The following is a 16331-nucleotide window of genomic DNA, read 5'->3' on the forward strand; positions in this document are numbered from 1 at the left end:
TGATTATGCTAGCGTCTGTGTCAAGGCCTGAGATTATAGCAGCAAGTTACAGATCCTCGTTACCGCTTTTATAACAAACGAATGATCTGATTGCTGCTACCGCGAAATACGAGACTCGGATCGGCAAGACTTTGTTCAAATTTTCCATCCACCAGCACATCAATATAGGCTAGCACGGCGCGCTGTTCATCACTCAACTCATCGAGTACATAACCCGTCCACAGCCAAATATCTTTACCCGCACACTCAGCCTTGACTCGTTTGACGAGCGTCAAAATGGCACTGAGATTGACAGGCAATAATGGATCACCACCTGAGAGCGATAAACCACGGCGCACAATCCGCTTATCATTGAGATCGGCAATAATCCTATCTTCCATAGTCCTATCAAACACATGCCCAGAACGAGGATCCCAAGTGCTTTGATTATAACAACCGCGGCATTGGTGCTCACAGCCAGAAACAAACAAGGTCGCACGGGTACCTGGGCCATTGACCACATCGATAGGATAATATTGATGGTAATTCATTGATGGTCACTCACAGTGCATTTCATCTTTTAACATTGGTACTTATCCCATGGCACCATTTATGCCACGTGATGCCACGGAATAAGTCTAACAGGCAGAATAAAGTAATAATGTTACAAGTGTTTGATCCTACGTTTTACTTCTTCTTGCTTACCATAATTAAAGGGCCGCGCATCAGGGCTGCCTAAGTAACCGCACACACGGCGCGTGACTGACACTCGACTTGGCTCATGGTTGCCACACTTAGGGCAAGTGAATCCTTTGCTAGTACAGCTAAATTCGCCAGTAAAGCCACAGTCATAGCATTCGTCGATTGGCGTGTTCGTGCCATAGTAAGGCACGCGGCTATAGCTATAATCCCAAACGTTTTCAAGCGCTTCGAGATTATGCTGCATGTTGGGGTATTCGCCGTAACAAATAAAGCCGCCGTTCGCAATTGCGGGATATGGCTGTTCAAAATCAATTTTATCGTAGGGATTTACGCTTTTTTCCACATCGAGGTGGAAACTATTAGTGTAATAGCCCTTGTCCGTCACCCCTGTGACTAGGCCAAATTGCTTCGCATCCAGTTTACAAAAACGGCTGCAAAGACTCTCGCTTGGGGTGCTATACAGACTAAAGCCATAACCTGTTTCAGCCTTCCACGCATCCGTGGCGGCTTTAAGATAAGCCACAATAGCGACGGCTTTGTCCCTTAATTGTGCATCGTCAAATACATGGGTTTGGGTGCCATAGAGTGCATTCATGGTTTCATGCAGACCAATGTAACCGAGTGAAATCGATGCGCGACCATTTTTAAAAATTTGAGAGACATCTTCATCGGCGCGCAAACGCACACCACAGGCACCTTCCATATAGAGGATAGGTGCCACGCGGGCTTTAACGCCATTGAGTCGCTCGATACGCGTATCCAGCGCTTTACGGGCTAAGACTAATCTGTCATCTAAAAGACGATAAAACTCCGCCTCATCGCCCTTCGCTTCCAAGGCAATCCGCGGCAAGTTTAAGCTCACTACCCCAAGATTATTGCGCCCTTCATGCACGAGTTCGCCATTTTCCTCATAGGTGCCTAAAAAGCTGCGGCAACCCATTGGGGTTTTAAATGAACCTGTGACTTTCTCGACTTGCTCGTAGTTGAGAATGTCGGGATACATGCGCATAGTCGCGCATTTGAGCACCATCTGTTTGACATCGTAATTGCAATCGCCCGCTTTATGATTAATGCCATCACGAATCGCAAACACTAACTTAGGGAAAACTGCCGTCTTACGGTTTTTACCTAATCCCGCCATCCGTACTTTGAGCATAGATTGCTGAATTAAGCGCGATTCCCACGAGGTGCCTAATCCAAAGCCAAAGGTCACGAACGGTGTTTGACCGTTGGCAGTGTGTAAAGTATTGACCTCATATTCCAAAGATTGAAATGCATCATGACATTCTTTTTCAGTTTGCGCCGTGGCGAAGGCTTTAGCGTCGGTAATCTTCCAATTCAGGGCAATTTGGTAATGTTTGTCGTAGCTCTTAGCGACAAATGGGGCTAACACCTCATCGATACGATTAATAGTTGTGCCGCCATAGATATGGCTCGCCACTTGGGCAATGATCTGTGCGGTCACTGCTGTCGCCGTTGAAATAGACTTTGGGGTTTCAATTTCGGCATTACCCATTTTAAAGCCATGGGTCAACATGCCAGCTAAATCAATCAACATGCAGTTAAACATCGGGAAAAACGGCGAGTAATCTAGGTCGTGGTAATGGATCTCGCCCGCCTCATGGGCAGCGACCACATCCTTAGGCAAGATATGACTCTTGGCATAATGTTTAGCAACTATGCCCGCGAGCAAATCCCGCTGAGTGGGAATAACTTTCGAATCTTTATTGGCATTTTCATTGAGTAAGGCCGCATTGCTTTGCTCGACTAAACCACGGATTTCGAGATTGAGTTTACTGGTCGCTTCACGGCACACATCTCTGTCGTGACGGTATTCGATATACACTCGCGCTAATGATTTATACGGCCCTTCCATCAACAAGTTTTCAACCGCATCCTGCAAATGATGGATATCAACTTCGGTTAAGGTCGCGACACTTTGACTGATACACGCTGCCACTGTCGCTGCATAGTCGCCATCCTCTATTCCAACTGAGTTTGCAGCGGCATTCACTGCATCCCTTATCCTTGTTTCATCAAAAGGTGTGCGGCAACCATCACGCTTAATTACGACTGGCATTGTTCAGTTCCTCTCCATCTCGCCTAAAAATTAACACTACATCTAGTGATTTTAAAAGAATAAAACACAATATGTAGAGCATTAGGCTACAACGACGATGAAGCGTCCATGATCCAGATCATAGTTTTTAGGAAGAAATAAAAGAACAAACCAGAACTGCAGCTAGGTCCAATTATCTGAAAATTGCGCCTTGACCTGCTGATTAAACCCAGCTAGTTGATGCCTGAAATCAGTGATAATCAAGCACCAAAGCTCAAGATTAACGCTTAGAGAGTGCGAGATAACTACTGAGTTGGCCCGATGCCGACTGATGCGAGCCCATAGACGAAGCGAGTTGCATCATAGATTTAAGCCCCTGCCATTGCTGCTTTTGGGTATCCGTTAGTGGTGGCTCGGAGTTTAAATAATCTGTTAACTGGCCAAGGACTTTGGTGGCTTTTTGAGCGAGCACCGGCGACTGAGCATCATCCATATTGGTCAAAACGTTTTTCGCATCGACCAAGGTATTGATAAGGGGGTTGTTCGGTGATTTTTTGGCTAATGATTTGAGCTCATCATCTAAGAAGTCTTGCAGCGACTGCTTGCTCGGGGTGGTTGTGCTCGGAACTGTAATACCGTTTTTTGATAAACGCTCAAGCTGTACGTCCGATAAAATGCCGTCCTTTTGTAAACGTGACACTAATGCGGGAATATCGGCGACACCAAATTTGCCATCGGCAAAAAAATCCTTCGCCATCAACTGAATTTTCTGTGCACGTTGCGCCCGTGGCGACAGCGCTATCTCATCGGCTTTACCAGTGTCGGGTTTAGCGGTATCCGACTGAGTTTTCTTGGTCTCTGTGGTCGCATCAGTTTTAGCCGTACTCGTCTTTTGGCTATTGGCACCATAGGCATCGGCGATGCTGGTACTGCTACGATTAAGATTGAAGGCGTTTAAAATAGAATTCATCGTCAATAATTCGGCGTCTAAGATTCAATGACGGTTTTAAAGCAAAAACTAAGCCAATCAAGTATTAATCTTTGCAGAACCTGAATTATCGGGTAGCGAACAGCACCAGTAGCTTTATCTCTAGGACTGTAAATCTTCAATAAGGGCAAGACATTGCCGCCTCAATAAATCGAGTGCCTCGGCATCCATCTGCACTTTATTCAGCAAAGTTTGCTTCAAGGCTAGGGCTTCATGCTTAATCGCCTCTCCCTGAGCCGTCAGAGTGATCAATTTTTTCCGCTCATCTTCAACGCAGGCCAAACGCGTGATCAAGCCTTTTACCTCTAACCGCTTGACGATTGGCGTTAGGGTTCCCATATCGAGTTTAGTCGCCATTGATAGCTGGGTTTGGCTACAGCCATTTTGACGCCACAGGGTTTGCATCACCAGATATTGAGGGAAAGTTAACTCGTATGCCTCGAGTAAAGGCCGATAAGCGCGCACTAAGGCATTGCTGGCGGAATATAGCGCGAAGCACACATTGTCAGATAAACACAGTGCATCACTTGGCTCGAGGTTCTGTGCCTCTGTGTTATGTGGCCCTGGGTTCTGCGGCTCTGGGTTTTGACTCTGCTCTGTAAATTCAAGCTCTAAGTGAGATAAACAATTTTGCACGTATAAGCGCCTGTCATTCAAACATAGCGCTATCTTATCCGATCCGCTCAATCGCATCTAGTTTGCGCGCAAAGTATTTGCATTGTGTCATGAAGCCACGTACAGTTGGCGCAGTTAGTTTGCGCACAAACAAAAGGTTAATTTTTATGAATAGCACTATTACCCAAACCCGTGAAATCCATTTAGCCAGTCGCCCTGAAGGCATGCCTACCGCAGAGAACTTTGCTTTAGTAAATCAATCCTTATCACCGCTCACCGATGGCAAAGTGTTGATTAAAAACCTGTGGATGTCGGTCGACCCTTATATGCGTGGCCGCATGGTAGATCGTAAGAGTTATGTTCCGCCCTTCGCCTTGAATCAAGCCTTAGAAGGCGGCGCGATTGGTGAAGTTATCGCGTCTAAAAACACTGATTTCCCAGTAGGCACAAAAGTCAGCAGCATGTTAGGTTGGCGCGAACACGCCGTCACCGATGCGGCTGGACTGACCGCTCTGCCGCAAACTGAATTAGACAGCTCACATTTCCTCGGCGTGCTGGGTATGCCCGGCATGACAGCGTGGACGGGACTGACTCGCATCGCAGATTTAAAAGCAGGTGAAACTCTGTTTGTTTCTGCTGCATCAGGCGCAGTTGGCAGTGTTGCTTGCCAGATTGGTAAACTGATGGGGGCTCGCGTAATCGCCTCTGTGGGTTCAGATGAAAAAGCGGCATTGCTGCAAAGCTATGGTGTTGATGCCATCATCAATTACAAAACCTGTGGCAATCTCACCCAAGCGCTCACAAAGGCCGCGCCAGAAGGGATTGATGTGTACTTTGAAAACGTCGGTGGCGAGCACTTAGCCGCAGCGCTGAGCAATATGAAAGATCATGGTCGTATCGCCGTTTGCGGTATGATTTCGCAGTACAACGACACAGCACCAACACCTGGTCCAGACAACTTGGCCCTGATAGTGATGCGTAAACTTAAACTAGAAGGTTTTATCGTATCCGAACATTGGGCGCATTATACTGAGTTTGCCACTAAAATGGCTCAATGGTTAGCTGAAGGTAAAGTCAAAGCTGAACAAACCATTTATCAAGGGCTTGAACAAGCACCTGATGCCTTTATCGGTCTGTTTGAAGGCAAGAATCGCGGTAAAATGTTGGTAAAATTGGCGTAACTCGCCATCAAAGTGACATAAACGCTCTGTTTAGATAACAAGACTCAGCTTTAGATAGTAAACAGTCGGTGTAACGCGAGTTATTCCGACTGTTTCTATTTGATAGTCAATTGTTTATCTTTTAACCTTTAACGGATTAACCCTTCCACATCGCAGCTTCAATCAAATGTGCCACCTTCTCCACAGCGGCCTCGCCTGCGGCAATCGCTTCATCGGCACGGTGAAATTCCATAGTACCAATATTACCGACCTCAGGCACAATACAAATATCTGGCGGATCGCCCATCAAGCGTGCCCGTTTATGTCTTTGCTCTAAAATGCCCATTGATTGTGACATCACGGCAATCATGCCAGGATTCGATTTAGTGCCAAGCGAAAACTTATCGGTAAGATTGCTGACATAATCTCGGCCACGGGCAAACAAATCCATAAATCCGGTTTCTTGTCTTGCAGATGGATCCATTTCAGGTTCCGTTATCTTTTGACTCGTCATGTTCACCGGCAATACTTGAATACGGCCGGAATGATAGCCATATAAATCCACAGCAATCACCAGATCAACGCCCATGGCACGACTAACAGAAACAGGCACTGGATTCACCACAGCACCATCAACGAGCCAGCGGTCGCCCTGTTTTACGGGCGCTAAAATCCCCGGCATGGAACAAGACGCGCGCACAGCTTGACGTAAATCACCTTCCGTAAACCAAATCTCCTGCCCGGAGTACAAGTCGGTCGCCACCGCGGCAAAGGGACGATTGAGGTTCTCAATATTCACATCCCCTATCCGAGCTTGCAGCACATCAAATACCTTATCGCCGCCAATAAGCCCGCCTTTACGCCATCGTATATCCATCAAGCCAAGCACGTCCCAACTGGAGAAACTCCGAACCCATTCTTCTAGCTCAGGTAAATTATCATGGGCGTAAGCGGCTCCGACTAAAGCACCTACTGAACATCCCGCGACTTTATCGGGCTTGATCCCCATGGCGGCAAGGCCATTCAACACGCCTATATGTGCCCAACCTTTCGCAGCGCCACTGCCCAAGGCAATACCCACCGAAGGGGTTGTTCCGTTAGCCATAATCCTTCTCCTGTTACACTACCCGCTACACGATAACGTAAAATCCTTCCAAATCCACTGTCAATTAGTGAAACCAAGACAATTAAGTTCTTGTAACGTCAATGTAAACAAATGCAGGCAACAGAGTGTAAATGACACACTTTGGCGATAAATCCATGTATGAAACAGAGATAATCGCCGATGTGGATAGCTGAGTTAGGGCGATTAAGGCTATAATCTGCCCTTACTAAGATTTAGGGGATATACCTTTGCAATTTACCGATTTTTCTCTGGACCAGCGTCTGCTTCAAAGCATAAAACATATGGGGATCACAGAACCCACCGCCATCCAGGAACAAGCACTGCCTATCGCATTGGCAGGTAAAGATTTAATGGCGTCATCAAAAACAGGCTCAGGTAAAACCTTAGCGTTTTTGTTACCCGCACTGCAAAGAATCATTTCTACCCGCTCACTGTCAAAACGCGATCCTAGAGTATTGATTTTATTACCGACCCGCGAACTAGCACATCAAGTGTATAGTCAGCTTCGCTTGCTTGTCGCCAACACCCAATACAAGGCCATCAGCGTTCTGGGCGGTGAAAACTTTAACGACCAAGCGAAAGCCCTAGCGAAAGAACCGCATTTTATTGTCGCGACGCCAGGCCGTATCGCCGATCATCTAGAGCAAAAACATCTATTCCTAAATGGCTTAGAATTACTCGTGCTCGATGAAGCCGACCGCATGTTAGATTTAGGCTTTGCCCCTCAGTTAAAAGCCATCAACGATGCTGCCGATCATAAACGTCGTCAAACGCTGATGTTTTCTGCCACATTAGATCATGACGAAATCAATGATATCGCGGCAACGCTGTTAAAAAATCCAGCGCACGTAGCGATTGGCGCCGCTCACTCTGAGCATAACGACATTCACCAACGCATCTTCTTATGTGACCACTTAGACCATAAAGAAGCGTTATTGGCTCGTTTGCTGAAAGATGAAACCCATAAGCAAGTGATCATCTTTACCGCGACTCGACCAGATACTGAGCGCTTAGCTGCTAAGTTAACAGCACAAGGTTTTGCAACCGCAGCACTCAGCGGTGATTTAAAGCAAGCCGCACGCAACCAAATCATGGACCAATTTGCCCGTGGTCAACAACAAGTTCTCGTGACGACCGATGTCGCCTCTCGTGGTCTGGATTTGCTTAATGTGTCCTTGGTCGTTAACTTCGACATGCCTAAATTTGCCGAAGAATACGTGCATCGTATCGGCCGTACTGGCCGTGCTGGCGCAAAAGGTGATGCGATATCGCTCGTCGGACCTAAAGATTGGGACAACTTTAAGAAAGTCCAAGTATTCCTTAGAAAGACCTTTGAGATCAGTACGATTCCAGGTCTAGAAGCTAAATTTAGTGGTCTAAAAAGCAAAGCCAAACAGACACCAGCAAAACGTGTTGCTAAAGCCGAGCTTGCTAAAGGTAAGAGCAAAAGAACTAAAGCAGCCACACCTGCGCCTTCACGGGATAAGCGTTTTATCACGGGCGTGGACATTGGCGATGCACCAATGCGTAAAAAGCCTGCTGCGGCGAATTTACTGCAAGACAATGATACAGAAGAAGTTTAGAACAAATTAAAGCATACATGCCGGTGGATTTAACATCAGATTTTATTTCTGATACCCAACACATTGGCTGATCGAATACTGGGAATTGACGCACTAAGCGCATCAGTCTGTCGCCAAGCGAATCAAAAGCGCAGGGTAAACACTGATCCTCACGTCATTTCCAGCTACAATAGCGCTATTATCGATATTTTGAAGGTGTAACATGAGAGTTTGTGGTGTTGAATTAAAAGGTGGCGAAGCCATTATCAGTTTATTGAGCTATGAAGGTGAAACCTTCAATGTGCCAGAATGCCGTAAGGTGTCTTTCACCGTTTCCCAATCTGCTACCACAGAAGCCATTCGTGAGTTTCACTTTGCTTTTCATAAGCTTATGCAAGATTATCGCGTTGATGAAGTTGTCATCATTGAACGTGAACAAAAAGGTAAGTTGGCGGGCTCAGCCACAAGTTTTAAACTTGAAGCAGCGATTCAATTAGGTGAATTACCAGTCAGCTTACTGTCTCCTGTCACTATCAAAGAGCAAAACAAGCGCAATCCACCACAGGTTGATTTTGATAGTTTAGATCTTAAAAAAGTGCAGCAGTTAGCTTTTGAAGCCGCTTACGCCCAGCAAAATCGCCGTATTTTCGGCAAAGTTTAAGTAATGCGATGACTCAGGCTCCGAAGTCATTCGGAGCCAAATTCCCTATGAATCCATTAAAATACTTAAGCGGTTACAGCCCAGATATCCAACAACAGGTACAGCAACATCTTGATGCTGGCACATTACCCAAGCTACTGTTGAAACGTCATCCTGTCATACATAGCGTTCGCAGCGATAAAGCGCTGTACGACTACACCCAAGCGATTAAAAACCAATTTTTACGCCAGTCGTCCCCACTCTCAAAAGTGATCTTTGATGACAAAATTAACATTAGTCATCATGCACTTGGCTTACATTCCTACGTCGCGCGAGTTCAAGGCAATAAAATCAAAGCTAAGAACGAAATTCGCATCTCTTCACGTTTGAAGCGTGTACCGGAACCCTTATTGCGTATGGTCGTTGTACACGAATTAGCCCATTTAAAAGAAAAAGATCACAACAAGGCTTTCTATAATTTGTGTACTCATATGGAGCCGGATTATCACCAGTTTGAATTTGATTTACGCTTATTATTGACCTGTATCGACGCCAACATATCCCCTTATTCCGCAGATAAAGCCGACACTTGACCTTAGTATATTTTTCGCCCACTTGACTGATAATAGTTTTCATTTAGAATATTGAAGTATCTCACGCTGCAGAATTCAGTAACGACAATGACGAAACAGAATATCGATAAACTTTTGAGCAAGTGGTGTAAAAAACAAGCTAAAAAATTACTCAAAACACAGGCGAGATCTGTTTCAAGTTCAGGAAAAGCGATTCCATCCTTATCTCATCTGAACACACTGACTGATAAATCTTTGACGAATAAAAAAGCTCAGCGCAAGCACCTCACCAAATTACTCACGAAGCACATTTCACAACAAGAATTTGCCCATAGCAATAAATCCGCACTCAAGAAACAGTTAAAACTGGCAAAGGCTACGTTTATTGCCGCTAATGATGCAACATTTTCATCGACTATGATTACTCGGCTCACTCCTTTACCCACAGAACACAGCTTTGCATTACGTCCTTTTAAAAAGTCTCCCTGCGGTAGCTGTCCAGCTCTAAAAGGTAAACTGTGTAAGTGTGCATTAAAAGTGATGCAAAGACGCCAAGCAAGCTGATAGACGCTATTTAACGCTAGGTATTTGGTTCTGTTCAGTCCCTAATAAAGCGTGCTAGTTACTTTAAAGGTCATCAGCTGCCAAATTGAGTCTCTTAACAGTCAAAAGAATAACTCGCTATCAGACCCTAACTGAAGCTCACCACATCCGCTCTATTTATCCCCTTCTGTGTATATCGCTATTACTAGCTTCCTTACAACTTGTAAGAATACTTGTGATAGCAGAAAAATATCTACAACAAGAAGAATGATGGAAACAAAAATGCCGATGAAATTTGCATTTCATCGGCATTGGTAAACTCTTCAAGAAAAGCCAGTACTCTCGTTTATTCAGACTTGGCGAAACTTAGTTCTATTAGCCAAGGTTCATCATAGCTTCACGACTCTTCACCATATTGGTAAATGTGCGTAAGTCTTGATTCGCTAACTTGCTAGACATAGGAATATCCGCTTTCAACGGATCAACAGGTTTACCATTGATATGGAATTCATAATGTAAGTGTGGGCCCGTTGAGCGACCAGTATTTCCTGATAAAGCAATAACTTGGCCTCGTGTTACTCGTTGACCTTTACGCACAAGCGACTTAGATAAATGCAGATAACGGGTACGATACTTACCGCCGTGGTCAATCACAATATACTTACCAGCGAACTGGTGATCAGTCACTAAACTAACAACACCATCACCTGGAGCAATCACTTTAGTGCCGATAGGCACTGAAAAGTCGGTTCCGTTATGGGGTGAAATACGGCCAGTAATTGGATGCTTACGATAAGGGTTAAAACGGGAACTCATGCGCGGTTGTTTAGCTAACGGATAACGCTGGAACGCACGTACTAAACTCTGGCCCTTGGCATCGTAATAACTGCCGTCTGTATATTGAAATGCACTAATTTCAGAACGACCAGTTTTAATACTCACGCCTAAAATTTGGCTACTGCCCGTCGCTTCACCTTCAACATATTGATCATTTACCAAAACAGAGAATTTATCGCCAACACGTAAATCACGCGCGAAATTCAATTTTTCTTTGAGTAAATCTTCAATCCGCTGAATGTCTGCCGCAGCTAAACCCATTTTTTGTGCAGAGACGTAAAATGAACCTTTAATGTCGCCAGATATAATACGATTTTGCCAAACACCTTCAACGTTGACTTCTTCAACATTAAAACTGCCATCTTCATAACGCGTAAACACCACTTGGCGAGCGGCGTTAAAATAAAGTTCTAATTTCTGTAATTGGCCTTCGTTATCGAGCCAAAATTGCATTCTGTTACCGGGCAATAAGGTATCGAGAGCCAAAATATTTAAATCAGCTTCTAACACCTTATACATGGTCTGCTGATCAACACCCGCTTTCGAAAATAACCCACTTAAGGTATCACCAGAAACAATTATTCGCTCAAACTGAGGCGCGTTATTAATAAGAGTCGCTTGGACTTGAACTTCAGGTTCAGAAACTTGAGGGAGAATATTTTCAATATCGAGGACAACTGGGATACGCTGAGCAGTAGGCACAACATGACCATTATTCGGCATTAGCATAGCAGCGCCAATCAACAAACCACCCATTAATAGAATGTTTTTTTGGGTCGATGATAAGTTCTGCAAACGGGTTTGCGATAAGTTGATAAAGTTGGGTTTGCCTGTCTGCAACGCTTTTCACCTTTCGTTAACTTTGCGTTTTATTTTTGAACCAGTCCCTATGAGGGAAGCCCGAATTTTTTCCAACTTATCCCAAAAATCCCATTATGACAAATGCTATTTCGTACTTTTACCTGACTATTAACAAGAAACATGCGTCAGTTGGCATTTTCAACTGACTTTGTGGACATTATCCTAATGTTAAACACGCAGGTGTCACAATAAATAACATATATAAAACAGAATGTTATTTATCGTACACAGAGAGAACGAGCGACTAAGGCAAAACTATCGTCATTTCGCTCCCATGTGAGGTTTTATTGATGTCGATGCGCGTATTTATCTGCTCTTTCATCTCAGAAACGTGCGAGATCACCCCGATCATGCGACCCGAAGACTGCAGATCCATCAAGGTTCGAATCGCCAATTCCAATGAATCCTGGTCTAAACTGCCAAAGCCTTCATCGATAAATAAGGTGTCGAGTTTTATCCCTCCCGCATAAGCTTGCACCACATCGGATAGCCCTAACGCCATGGACAAGGCCGCCATAAAACTTTCGCCGCCGCTTAAGGTTGCCACAGGGCGCACTTTTGAGGTGTAGGCATCTTCAACTTCTAACTCGAGCCCAGACGCCTTGTTACCCTTTGCTCTATCTTCCTTACGCAGCAAGCGATAACGTCCCTTACTCATCAGATGCAGCCTATGGCTCGCTTCGAGTAGCACATCGTCGAGCAGTACGCTTAATACAAAACGCTGCAAACTGATCTTATTGCCTGTTTTCCCATTCGCCACATCGGCAAGCGTGCCGATAACCGCATACTCATCCTCTAATGCCTTAGCTTTCGTGTCTGCAATACTCAATTGAGTTTGGGTTTGTGTGAGTAATACGCTGCGAGTGTGAAGCAACTGCCATGCCTGCTCTGCTGAGTGTAATGCTTGCTGCGCCGACTCAAGCTCGGCAGCGAGCTTAATGCTATCGGGCGGCACTTTATCCTTAAGCTTAAGCGCTAACTGTTCACACTGGGCCTTAGTCAAAGCGCTGCGCTGCTGGTAAGCCTCAATCTCGCTGGCTAATGCATGCAGTTTATCTTCATCTAGCATGGCCGCAAATAAGGCCAGTTGGTCGGTAAATCCCGCTGCGACTAATTGCTGATTGAGTTGCTGCTGGGCACGCGTTTGCTGGGCTAATGCCGCCTCAGCGGTATTTTCGGCACCATTCAATGCTGCTTTAGCTGCAACAAAGGTTTGCCCCGTTTGTTGCTGAAGCGCCCTCACCTCAGCAATCTGTTGTTTGATCTGGTTTATCTGTTGCTGGTTTTGCGTGATAGCAGCAGTTAATGCCTCAAGCGTTGAAAGCGCAGGCGGGACGCTTTGTTGCATGTGTGCTAACTGCCCCTGCAATAAATCCACTTTAGATTGCAGCGCACTATCTTGTGTTTGTCCTTGCTCCAGCTTTTGTTGCAGATGCGTTTCCTGCGCGTGCAACAAGACAATTTCTTGCTGTAACTGCTGTAAATCTTGATGAGCTTGCTCAGCTTGTCTGAGTGCGAAAGCGTATTGCGACAAGGTATGCGTATGTTCATCTAACGACATATCAACCGCAGTGCCCAATTGGGCCGCGAGTTCTTGCGCTTGTTGCTGCAAGGTTTCTAATTGAGTCTGTAATCCGCGATATTCCGCTCTGGCTTTGCTCAGGACTTCTTGGGCCGTTGTTTCAGCGTTTTGGGCCAATTGCAGCGCTTCATCGCTTGGGAGCGGCTCTTGGCTCTGTGCTGGCTGCGGATGAGTTTGGCTGCCACAAACAGGGCAAGGTTCATCTTGCTGTAGTTGCCGCGCTAAAATGGCTGCCTGTCCTTGGTGCCAAGTCATTAATAAAGCTTTATGTGCAAATTGTGCTTGCTGATGCTGGGCATTGAGCTGTTGTCCGTGCGCTTTTGCATTGGCAAGTTTTGCCTGTGTCGACGATACCCTTGCCGCCACTTGCTGCCATTGCTGATAAGTCGACAATAACTGCTGTTGCTGCTGGTGCGCCTGTTGCAATGAGAGGCGAGTGTCGCTGTTGGCCTGCAATGGTGGCAAAGCCAATTCCAATTCACGCCGTTTTTGAATGACTGCGGTTAACTCATTTTTACTGTTCTGAAGCTGTGCTTTAGCCCTAACTAACTGCGCTTGCTCTTGCTCGAGAGTTTTATTGAGTCTATCCAGCTCCCTAAGCTGCGGCCCCAGCGCATTCAGTTGCTGTTTGGCTTGTTCCAGTTCCAATAGCGACGCTTCCAATACGGGCAAGTCTTGCGCTTTGAGCTCGGCATCATCAAAGGCTTGCTTGGCCTGAGTCAACGCCGTTTGCGCATGACTAAAGGCGAGATTGGCGGCTTTTGCTTCCTGTTCACGAGCTAAAAACACCTCAACCATAGGCGCTAAACGCTGCGCTTGTTTGGCTAAGTTCAGCTTATGGGTTTGTGCAGCGATACTTTCTTGCTGCGCCTCGAGCGCTGCTGCGGTTTGAGTTAAGGTATCAAACTGCGCAAATTCAGCCAGTAGATGCTGGGCGGCATCGCTGGCTTTAATCACTAATTGCTGCTGTTGTAATGCCTGTTCCTTAGCACTTTGAGCGAGCGCAAGTTCAGGCGTGAGCTTAGCTAATTCACTGCTTAGCTCGTCATCGGATGCTAGGCCAGCACTTTGTAAAATACCATCGCGGCGACTGCGTTGATCTTTCACTAAGCCGCTAATATCGGCAGCCTTATTTTTTAAGGTATCTTCAATCCGGCGATAAATATGCGTTTGAAATAATTGACTAAATATCAGCTCACGCGCTTTAGAGTCCGCCATTAATAATTCGCGAAACTTACCCTGAGGTAATACCATCACTTGGCGAAACTGCTCCACATCGAGCCCAGTCAAAGCTTCAATCTCAGCGGTAGCCTCGGACACTTTGCTGGCAACTAATAAGCTTTCATTGCCATCGGCGTCAATTTTAAAGAGCTGCGCTTCAGGCTTTTGCACTGTCGAGCCGTCACCGCTTTTCTTAACTCTGTCTTGCTCTGGCACCCGGCGAATACGATAGCTGTTACTACCGAGCAGAAAACTGAAAGTGACTTCTGTTAGTAAACTATCGTCGGCCATATCACAGCGCATCTGGCTGCCTTCACGCTCATTACCTGTGGTTTTGCCATAGAGCGCAAAACAAATGCCATCGAGCAAGGTCGTCTTACCCGCGCCTGTAGGCCCGTTGATTAAAAATAATGGATTGGTTCCAAGGGCGGTAAAATCAAGTGTCTGAGTCGATGCAAAGGGGCCGAAGGCTGACATTGAAAGGCTAAGGGGTCTCATGCTTGGCGCTCCTCATTGTGTAGCTTAGTCAGGAGGTCATCCATCACGGCTTGCTGTGCTTGCGTTAAAGATTCACCAGACACTTGAGAGAAAAAGTCACAGAACATATCCATCTCGCCTTTTTTGATATGATCCCGGCTCAAGGCGACTTGCTGCTGCCCCGCCATCAAGCCTGTACGCTCTAAATGCAGCACATTCGGGTAGATCGCCCTGAGTTTGCCCATAGCGTCTAAAATGGCATGTTTATCGAGGAGCCTGACCATAAGGTAATCTTCACGCTTGATATCCGTTTTACCTTGGGCGAGTAAGGTGTCTAACTCCCCTTCTAAGATGCGAACATCACGCAGCGAGGTTAACGGCAATAAACGGATATCAATCGGCGTTTGCGCGCCTAGTTCAACTAAGGTCACCGATTTGTGTTGATGTTGTTCACTAAAGGAATACTTCAAAATCGAGCCTGAGTAGCGCACATGCTCGGCGCCTTTGTATTGCGGTCCGTGCAAATGCCCAAGGGCAACATAATCAAACTCAGTAAAGAGCTTTGGCGATATTTTATCGGCGCCACCAATACTGAGCGGCCGCTCTGATTCTGACTCACTGCCACCATCCAAAAAGCAATGGCTTATCACCACTTTGGGTAAGCCTTGGCTATCGTGCTGGCGCACTTTTTCCAGTAATACATCCATGGCCATTTCGTGGCTCGATGCCTCACACTCAAACACTTGCCGCACTGTTGCTGGTTCAGCGTAAGGCAAGGGATAAAAAACCACATCACCACTTGTGCTCGACAAAGTAATAGGATGAATGTCAGCACTCAAGGGCCCCACAATATATAAGCCACTTGCCGCCATTTGTTTTGCCGCAAACCCTAAGCGCTCGTGGCCATCGTGATTACCGGCAATCATAATCACTTGCAGGCCTAAATCTTGTACTAAACGGTTGAGTACATCATCTAACAGCGCAACCGCGTTTGCTGGCGGAATCGATCTGTCATAAATATCCCCCGCCACAATCACAGCATCCACCTTGTGCTCAGCTGCTAAGGCAATAATTTGCTCGAGCACAAAGGCTTGATCATCCAGTAATGACTGATTGTGTAACTGACGACCTATGTGCCAGTCCGAGGTGTGGATAAATTTCATAATCGCTCTTTTAAAGAAGTGGTAGCGCTAAACCTGAGTATGTACCAGCACATCAATGCAAAAAGAAGGCACACGAGATAAACACTGCACGCATATAAATCGGGTTGAATCGTATTAAATAAAAACATCGCGTTTACATGCACAGAGAAAATTGAGAAGCCTAAAAAGTGCATTGAAATTGACAAGTTATACTATTCAAAAACCTTGAAAGAGTACACCTATTGCAAAGTAGGAGGGATATTTA

The 16331-nt window shown here is 45.8% G+C and carries 13 protein-coding genes; 5 read left to right on the top strand and 8 right to left on the bottom strand.

The genetic code is table 11. The features are described 5' to 3' along the window. Positions 1–68 precede the first annotated feature (68 nt). The 4 genes from nrdG to NE536_RS10635 form a co-directional block, all read right to left on the bottom strand. Positions 69–530, bottom strand: a complete 462-nt coding sequence (gene nrdG, locus NE536_RS10620; protein WP_261272666.1) for an anaerobic ribonucleoside-triphosphate reductase-activating protein — start codon at positions 528–530, stop codon at positions 69–71. Between the two features lie 113 nt (positions 531–643). Beyond that, positions 644–2761, bottom strand: coding sequence for an anaerobic ribonucleoside-triphosphate reductase (nrdD, locus tag NE536_RS10625; RefSeq protein ID WP_261272667.1), 2118 nt, complete (start codon positions 2759–2761; stop codon positions 644–646). 259 nt (positions 2762–3020) lie between these two features. After that, entirely contained in the window at positions 3021–3710 is a 690-nt protein-coding gene (locus NE536_RS10630) for a hypothetical protein (protein WP_261272668.1), read from the bottom strand. Positions 3711–3830: 120 nt separating this feature from the next. Beyond that, on the bottom strand, positions 3831–4364 hold the full coding sequence (locus NE536_RS10635; protein WP_261272669.1) for a MarR family winged helix-turn-helix transcriptional regulator: 534 nt from the start codon (positions 4362–4364) through the stop codon (positions 3831–3833). A 146-nt stretch (positions 4365–4510) separates the two neighbouring features. Between NE536_RS10635 and NE536_RS10640 the strand changes: the two genes are divergently transcribed. After that, entirely contained in the window at positions 4511–5524 is a 1014-nt protein-coding gene (locus NE536_RS10640) for an NADP-dependent oxidoreductase (RefSeq protein ID WP_261272670.1), read from the top strand. A 136-nt stretch (positions 5525–5660) separates the two neighbouring features. Here NE536_RS10640 and rssA read toward each other — a convergent pair whose 3' ends face one another. Next, a complete protein-coding gene (gene rssA, locus NE536_RS10645; protein ID WP_220592606.1) occupies positions 5661–6608 on the bottom strand; it encodes a patatin-like phospholipase RssA in 948 nt (315 codons plus the stop codon). 248 nt (positions 6609–6856) lie between these two features. Here rssA and NE536_RS10650 point away from each other — a divergent pair, with 248 nt between their 5' ends. The 4 genes from NE536_RS10650 to NE536_RS10665 all read left to right on the top strand — a co-directional run bounded on the left by NE536_RS10650 (position 6857) and on the right by NE536_RS10665 (position 9967). After that, the gene (locus NE536_RS10650) at positions 6857–8212 is read left to right on the top strand and encodes a DEAD/DEAH box helicase (protein WP_261272671.1); all 1356 of its coding nucleotides are present in this window, start codon (positions 6857–6859) and stop codon (positions 8210–8212) included. A gap of 202 nt (positions 8213–8414) precedes the next feature. Beyond that, positions 8415–8852 carry a DUF3010 family protein gene (locus tag NE536_RS10655; RefSeq protein WP_006081174.1) on the top strand — a complete coding sequence of 146 codons (438 nt, stop codon included), beginning with the start codon at positions 8415–8417 and terminating at the stop codon, positions 8850–8852. 47 nt (positions 8853–8899) lie between these two features. After that, entirely contained in the window at positions 8900–9424 is a 525-nt protein-coding gene (locus NE536_RS10660) for a M48 family metallopeptidase (RefSeq protein ID WP_006081173.1), read from the top strand. An 87-nt stretch (positions 9425–9511) separates the two neighbouring features. Next, positions 9512–9967 (top strand): hypothetical protein, encoded by a 456-nt coding sequence (locus NE536_RS10665; protein ID WP_261272672.1) that lies wholly within the window; start codon positions 9512–9514, stop codon positions 9965–9967. Between the two features lie 354 nt (positions 9968–10321). Here NE536_RS10665 and NE536_RS10670 read toward each other — a convergent pair whose 3' ends face one another. The 3 genes from NE536_RS10670 to NE536_RS10680 all read right to left on the bottom strand — a co-directional run bounded on the left by NE536_RS10670 (position 10322) and on the right by NE536_RS10680 (position 16087). Next, on the bottom strand, positions 10322–11623 hold the full coding sequence (locus NE536_RS10670) for a peptidoglycan DD-metalloendopeptidase family protein (protein ID WP_261272673.1): 1302 nt from the start codon (positions 11621–11623) through the stop codon (positions 10322–10324). Between the two features lie 265 nt (positions 11624–11888). Further along, positions 11889–14945: an AAA family ATPase gene (locus tag NE536_RS10675; RefSeq protein WP_261272674.1), complete on the bottom strand. Its 3057-nt coding sequence runs from the start codon at positions 14943–14945 to the stop codon at positions 11889–11891. Beyond that, on the bottom strand, positions 14942–16087 hold the full coding sequence (locus NE536_RS10680; protein ID WP_261272675.1) for an exonuclease SbcCD subunit D: 1146 nt from the start codon (positions 16085–16087) through the stop codon (positions 14942–14944). Before NE536_RS10680 ends, NE536_RS10675 begins: the two co-directional genes overlap by 4 nt. Positions 16088–16331 lie beyond the last annotated feature (244 nt).

The sequence above is a fragment of the Shewanella septentrionalis genome, from assembly GCF_025370265.1.
In the GTDB taxonomy this organism is placed as follows: Bacteria; Pseudomonadota; Gammaproteobacteria; order Enterobacterales; family Shewanellaceae; genus Shewanella; species Shewanella hafniensis.

Bases quoted from the DNA above. Each gene is read 5' to 3' on its own strand.
- NE536_RS10640 (WP_261272670.1), top strand. From the start codon at position 4,511: ATGAATAGCACTATTACCCAAACCCGTGAAATCCATTTAGCCAGTCGC.
- rssA (WP_220592606.1), bottom strand. From the start codon at position 6,608: ATGGCTAACGGAACAACCCCTTCGGTGGGTATTGCCTTGGGCAGTGGC.
- nrdG (WP_261272666.1), bottom strand. From the start codon at position 530: ATGAATTACCATCAATATTATCCTATCGATGTGGTCAATGGCCCAGGT.
- NE536_RS10655 (WP_006081174.1), top strand. From the start codon at position 8,415: ATGAGAGTTTGTGGTGTTGAATTAAAAGGTGGCGAAGCCATTATCAGT.
- NE536_RS10680 (WP_261272675.1), bottom strand. From the start codon at position 16,087: ATGAAATTTATCCACACCTCGGACTGGCACATAGGTCGTCAGTTACAC.
- NE536_RS10630 (WP_261272668.1), bottom strand. From the start codon at position 3,710: ATGAATTCTATTTTAAACGCCTTCAATCTTAATCGTAGCAGTACCAGC.
- nrdD (WP_261272667.1), bottom strand. From the start codon at position 2,761: ATGCCAGTCGTAATTAAGCGTGATGGTTGCCGCACACCTTTTGATGAA.
- NE536_RS10660 (WP_006081173.1), top strand. From the start codon at position 8,900: ATGAATCCATTAAAATACTTAAGCGGTTACAGCCCAGATATCCAACAA.
- NE536_RS10675 (WP_261272674.1), bottom strand. From the start codon at position 14,945: ATGAGACCCCTTAGCCTTTCAATGTCAGCCTTCGGCCCCTTTGCATCG.
- NE536_RS10665 (WP_261272672.1), top strand. From the start codon at position 9,512: ATGACGAAACAGAATATCGATAAACTTTTGAGCAAGTGGTGTAAAAAA.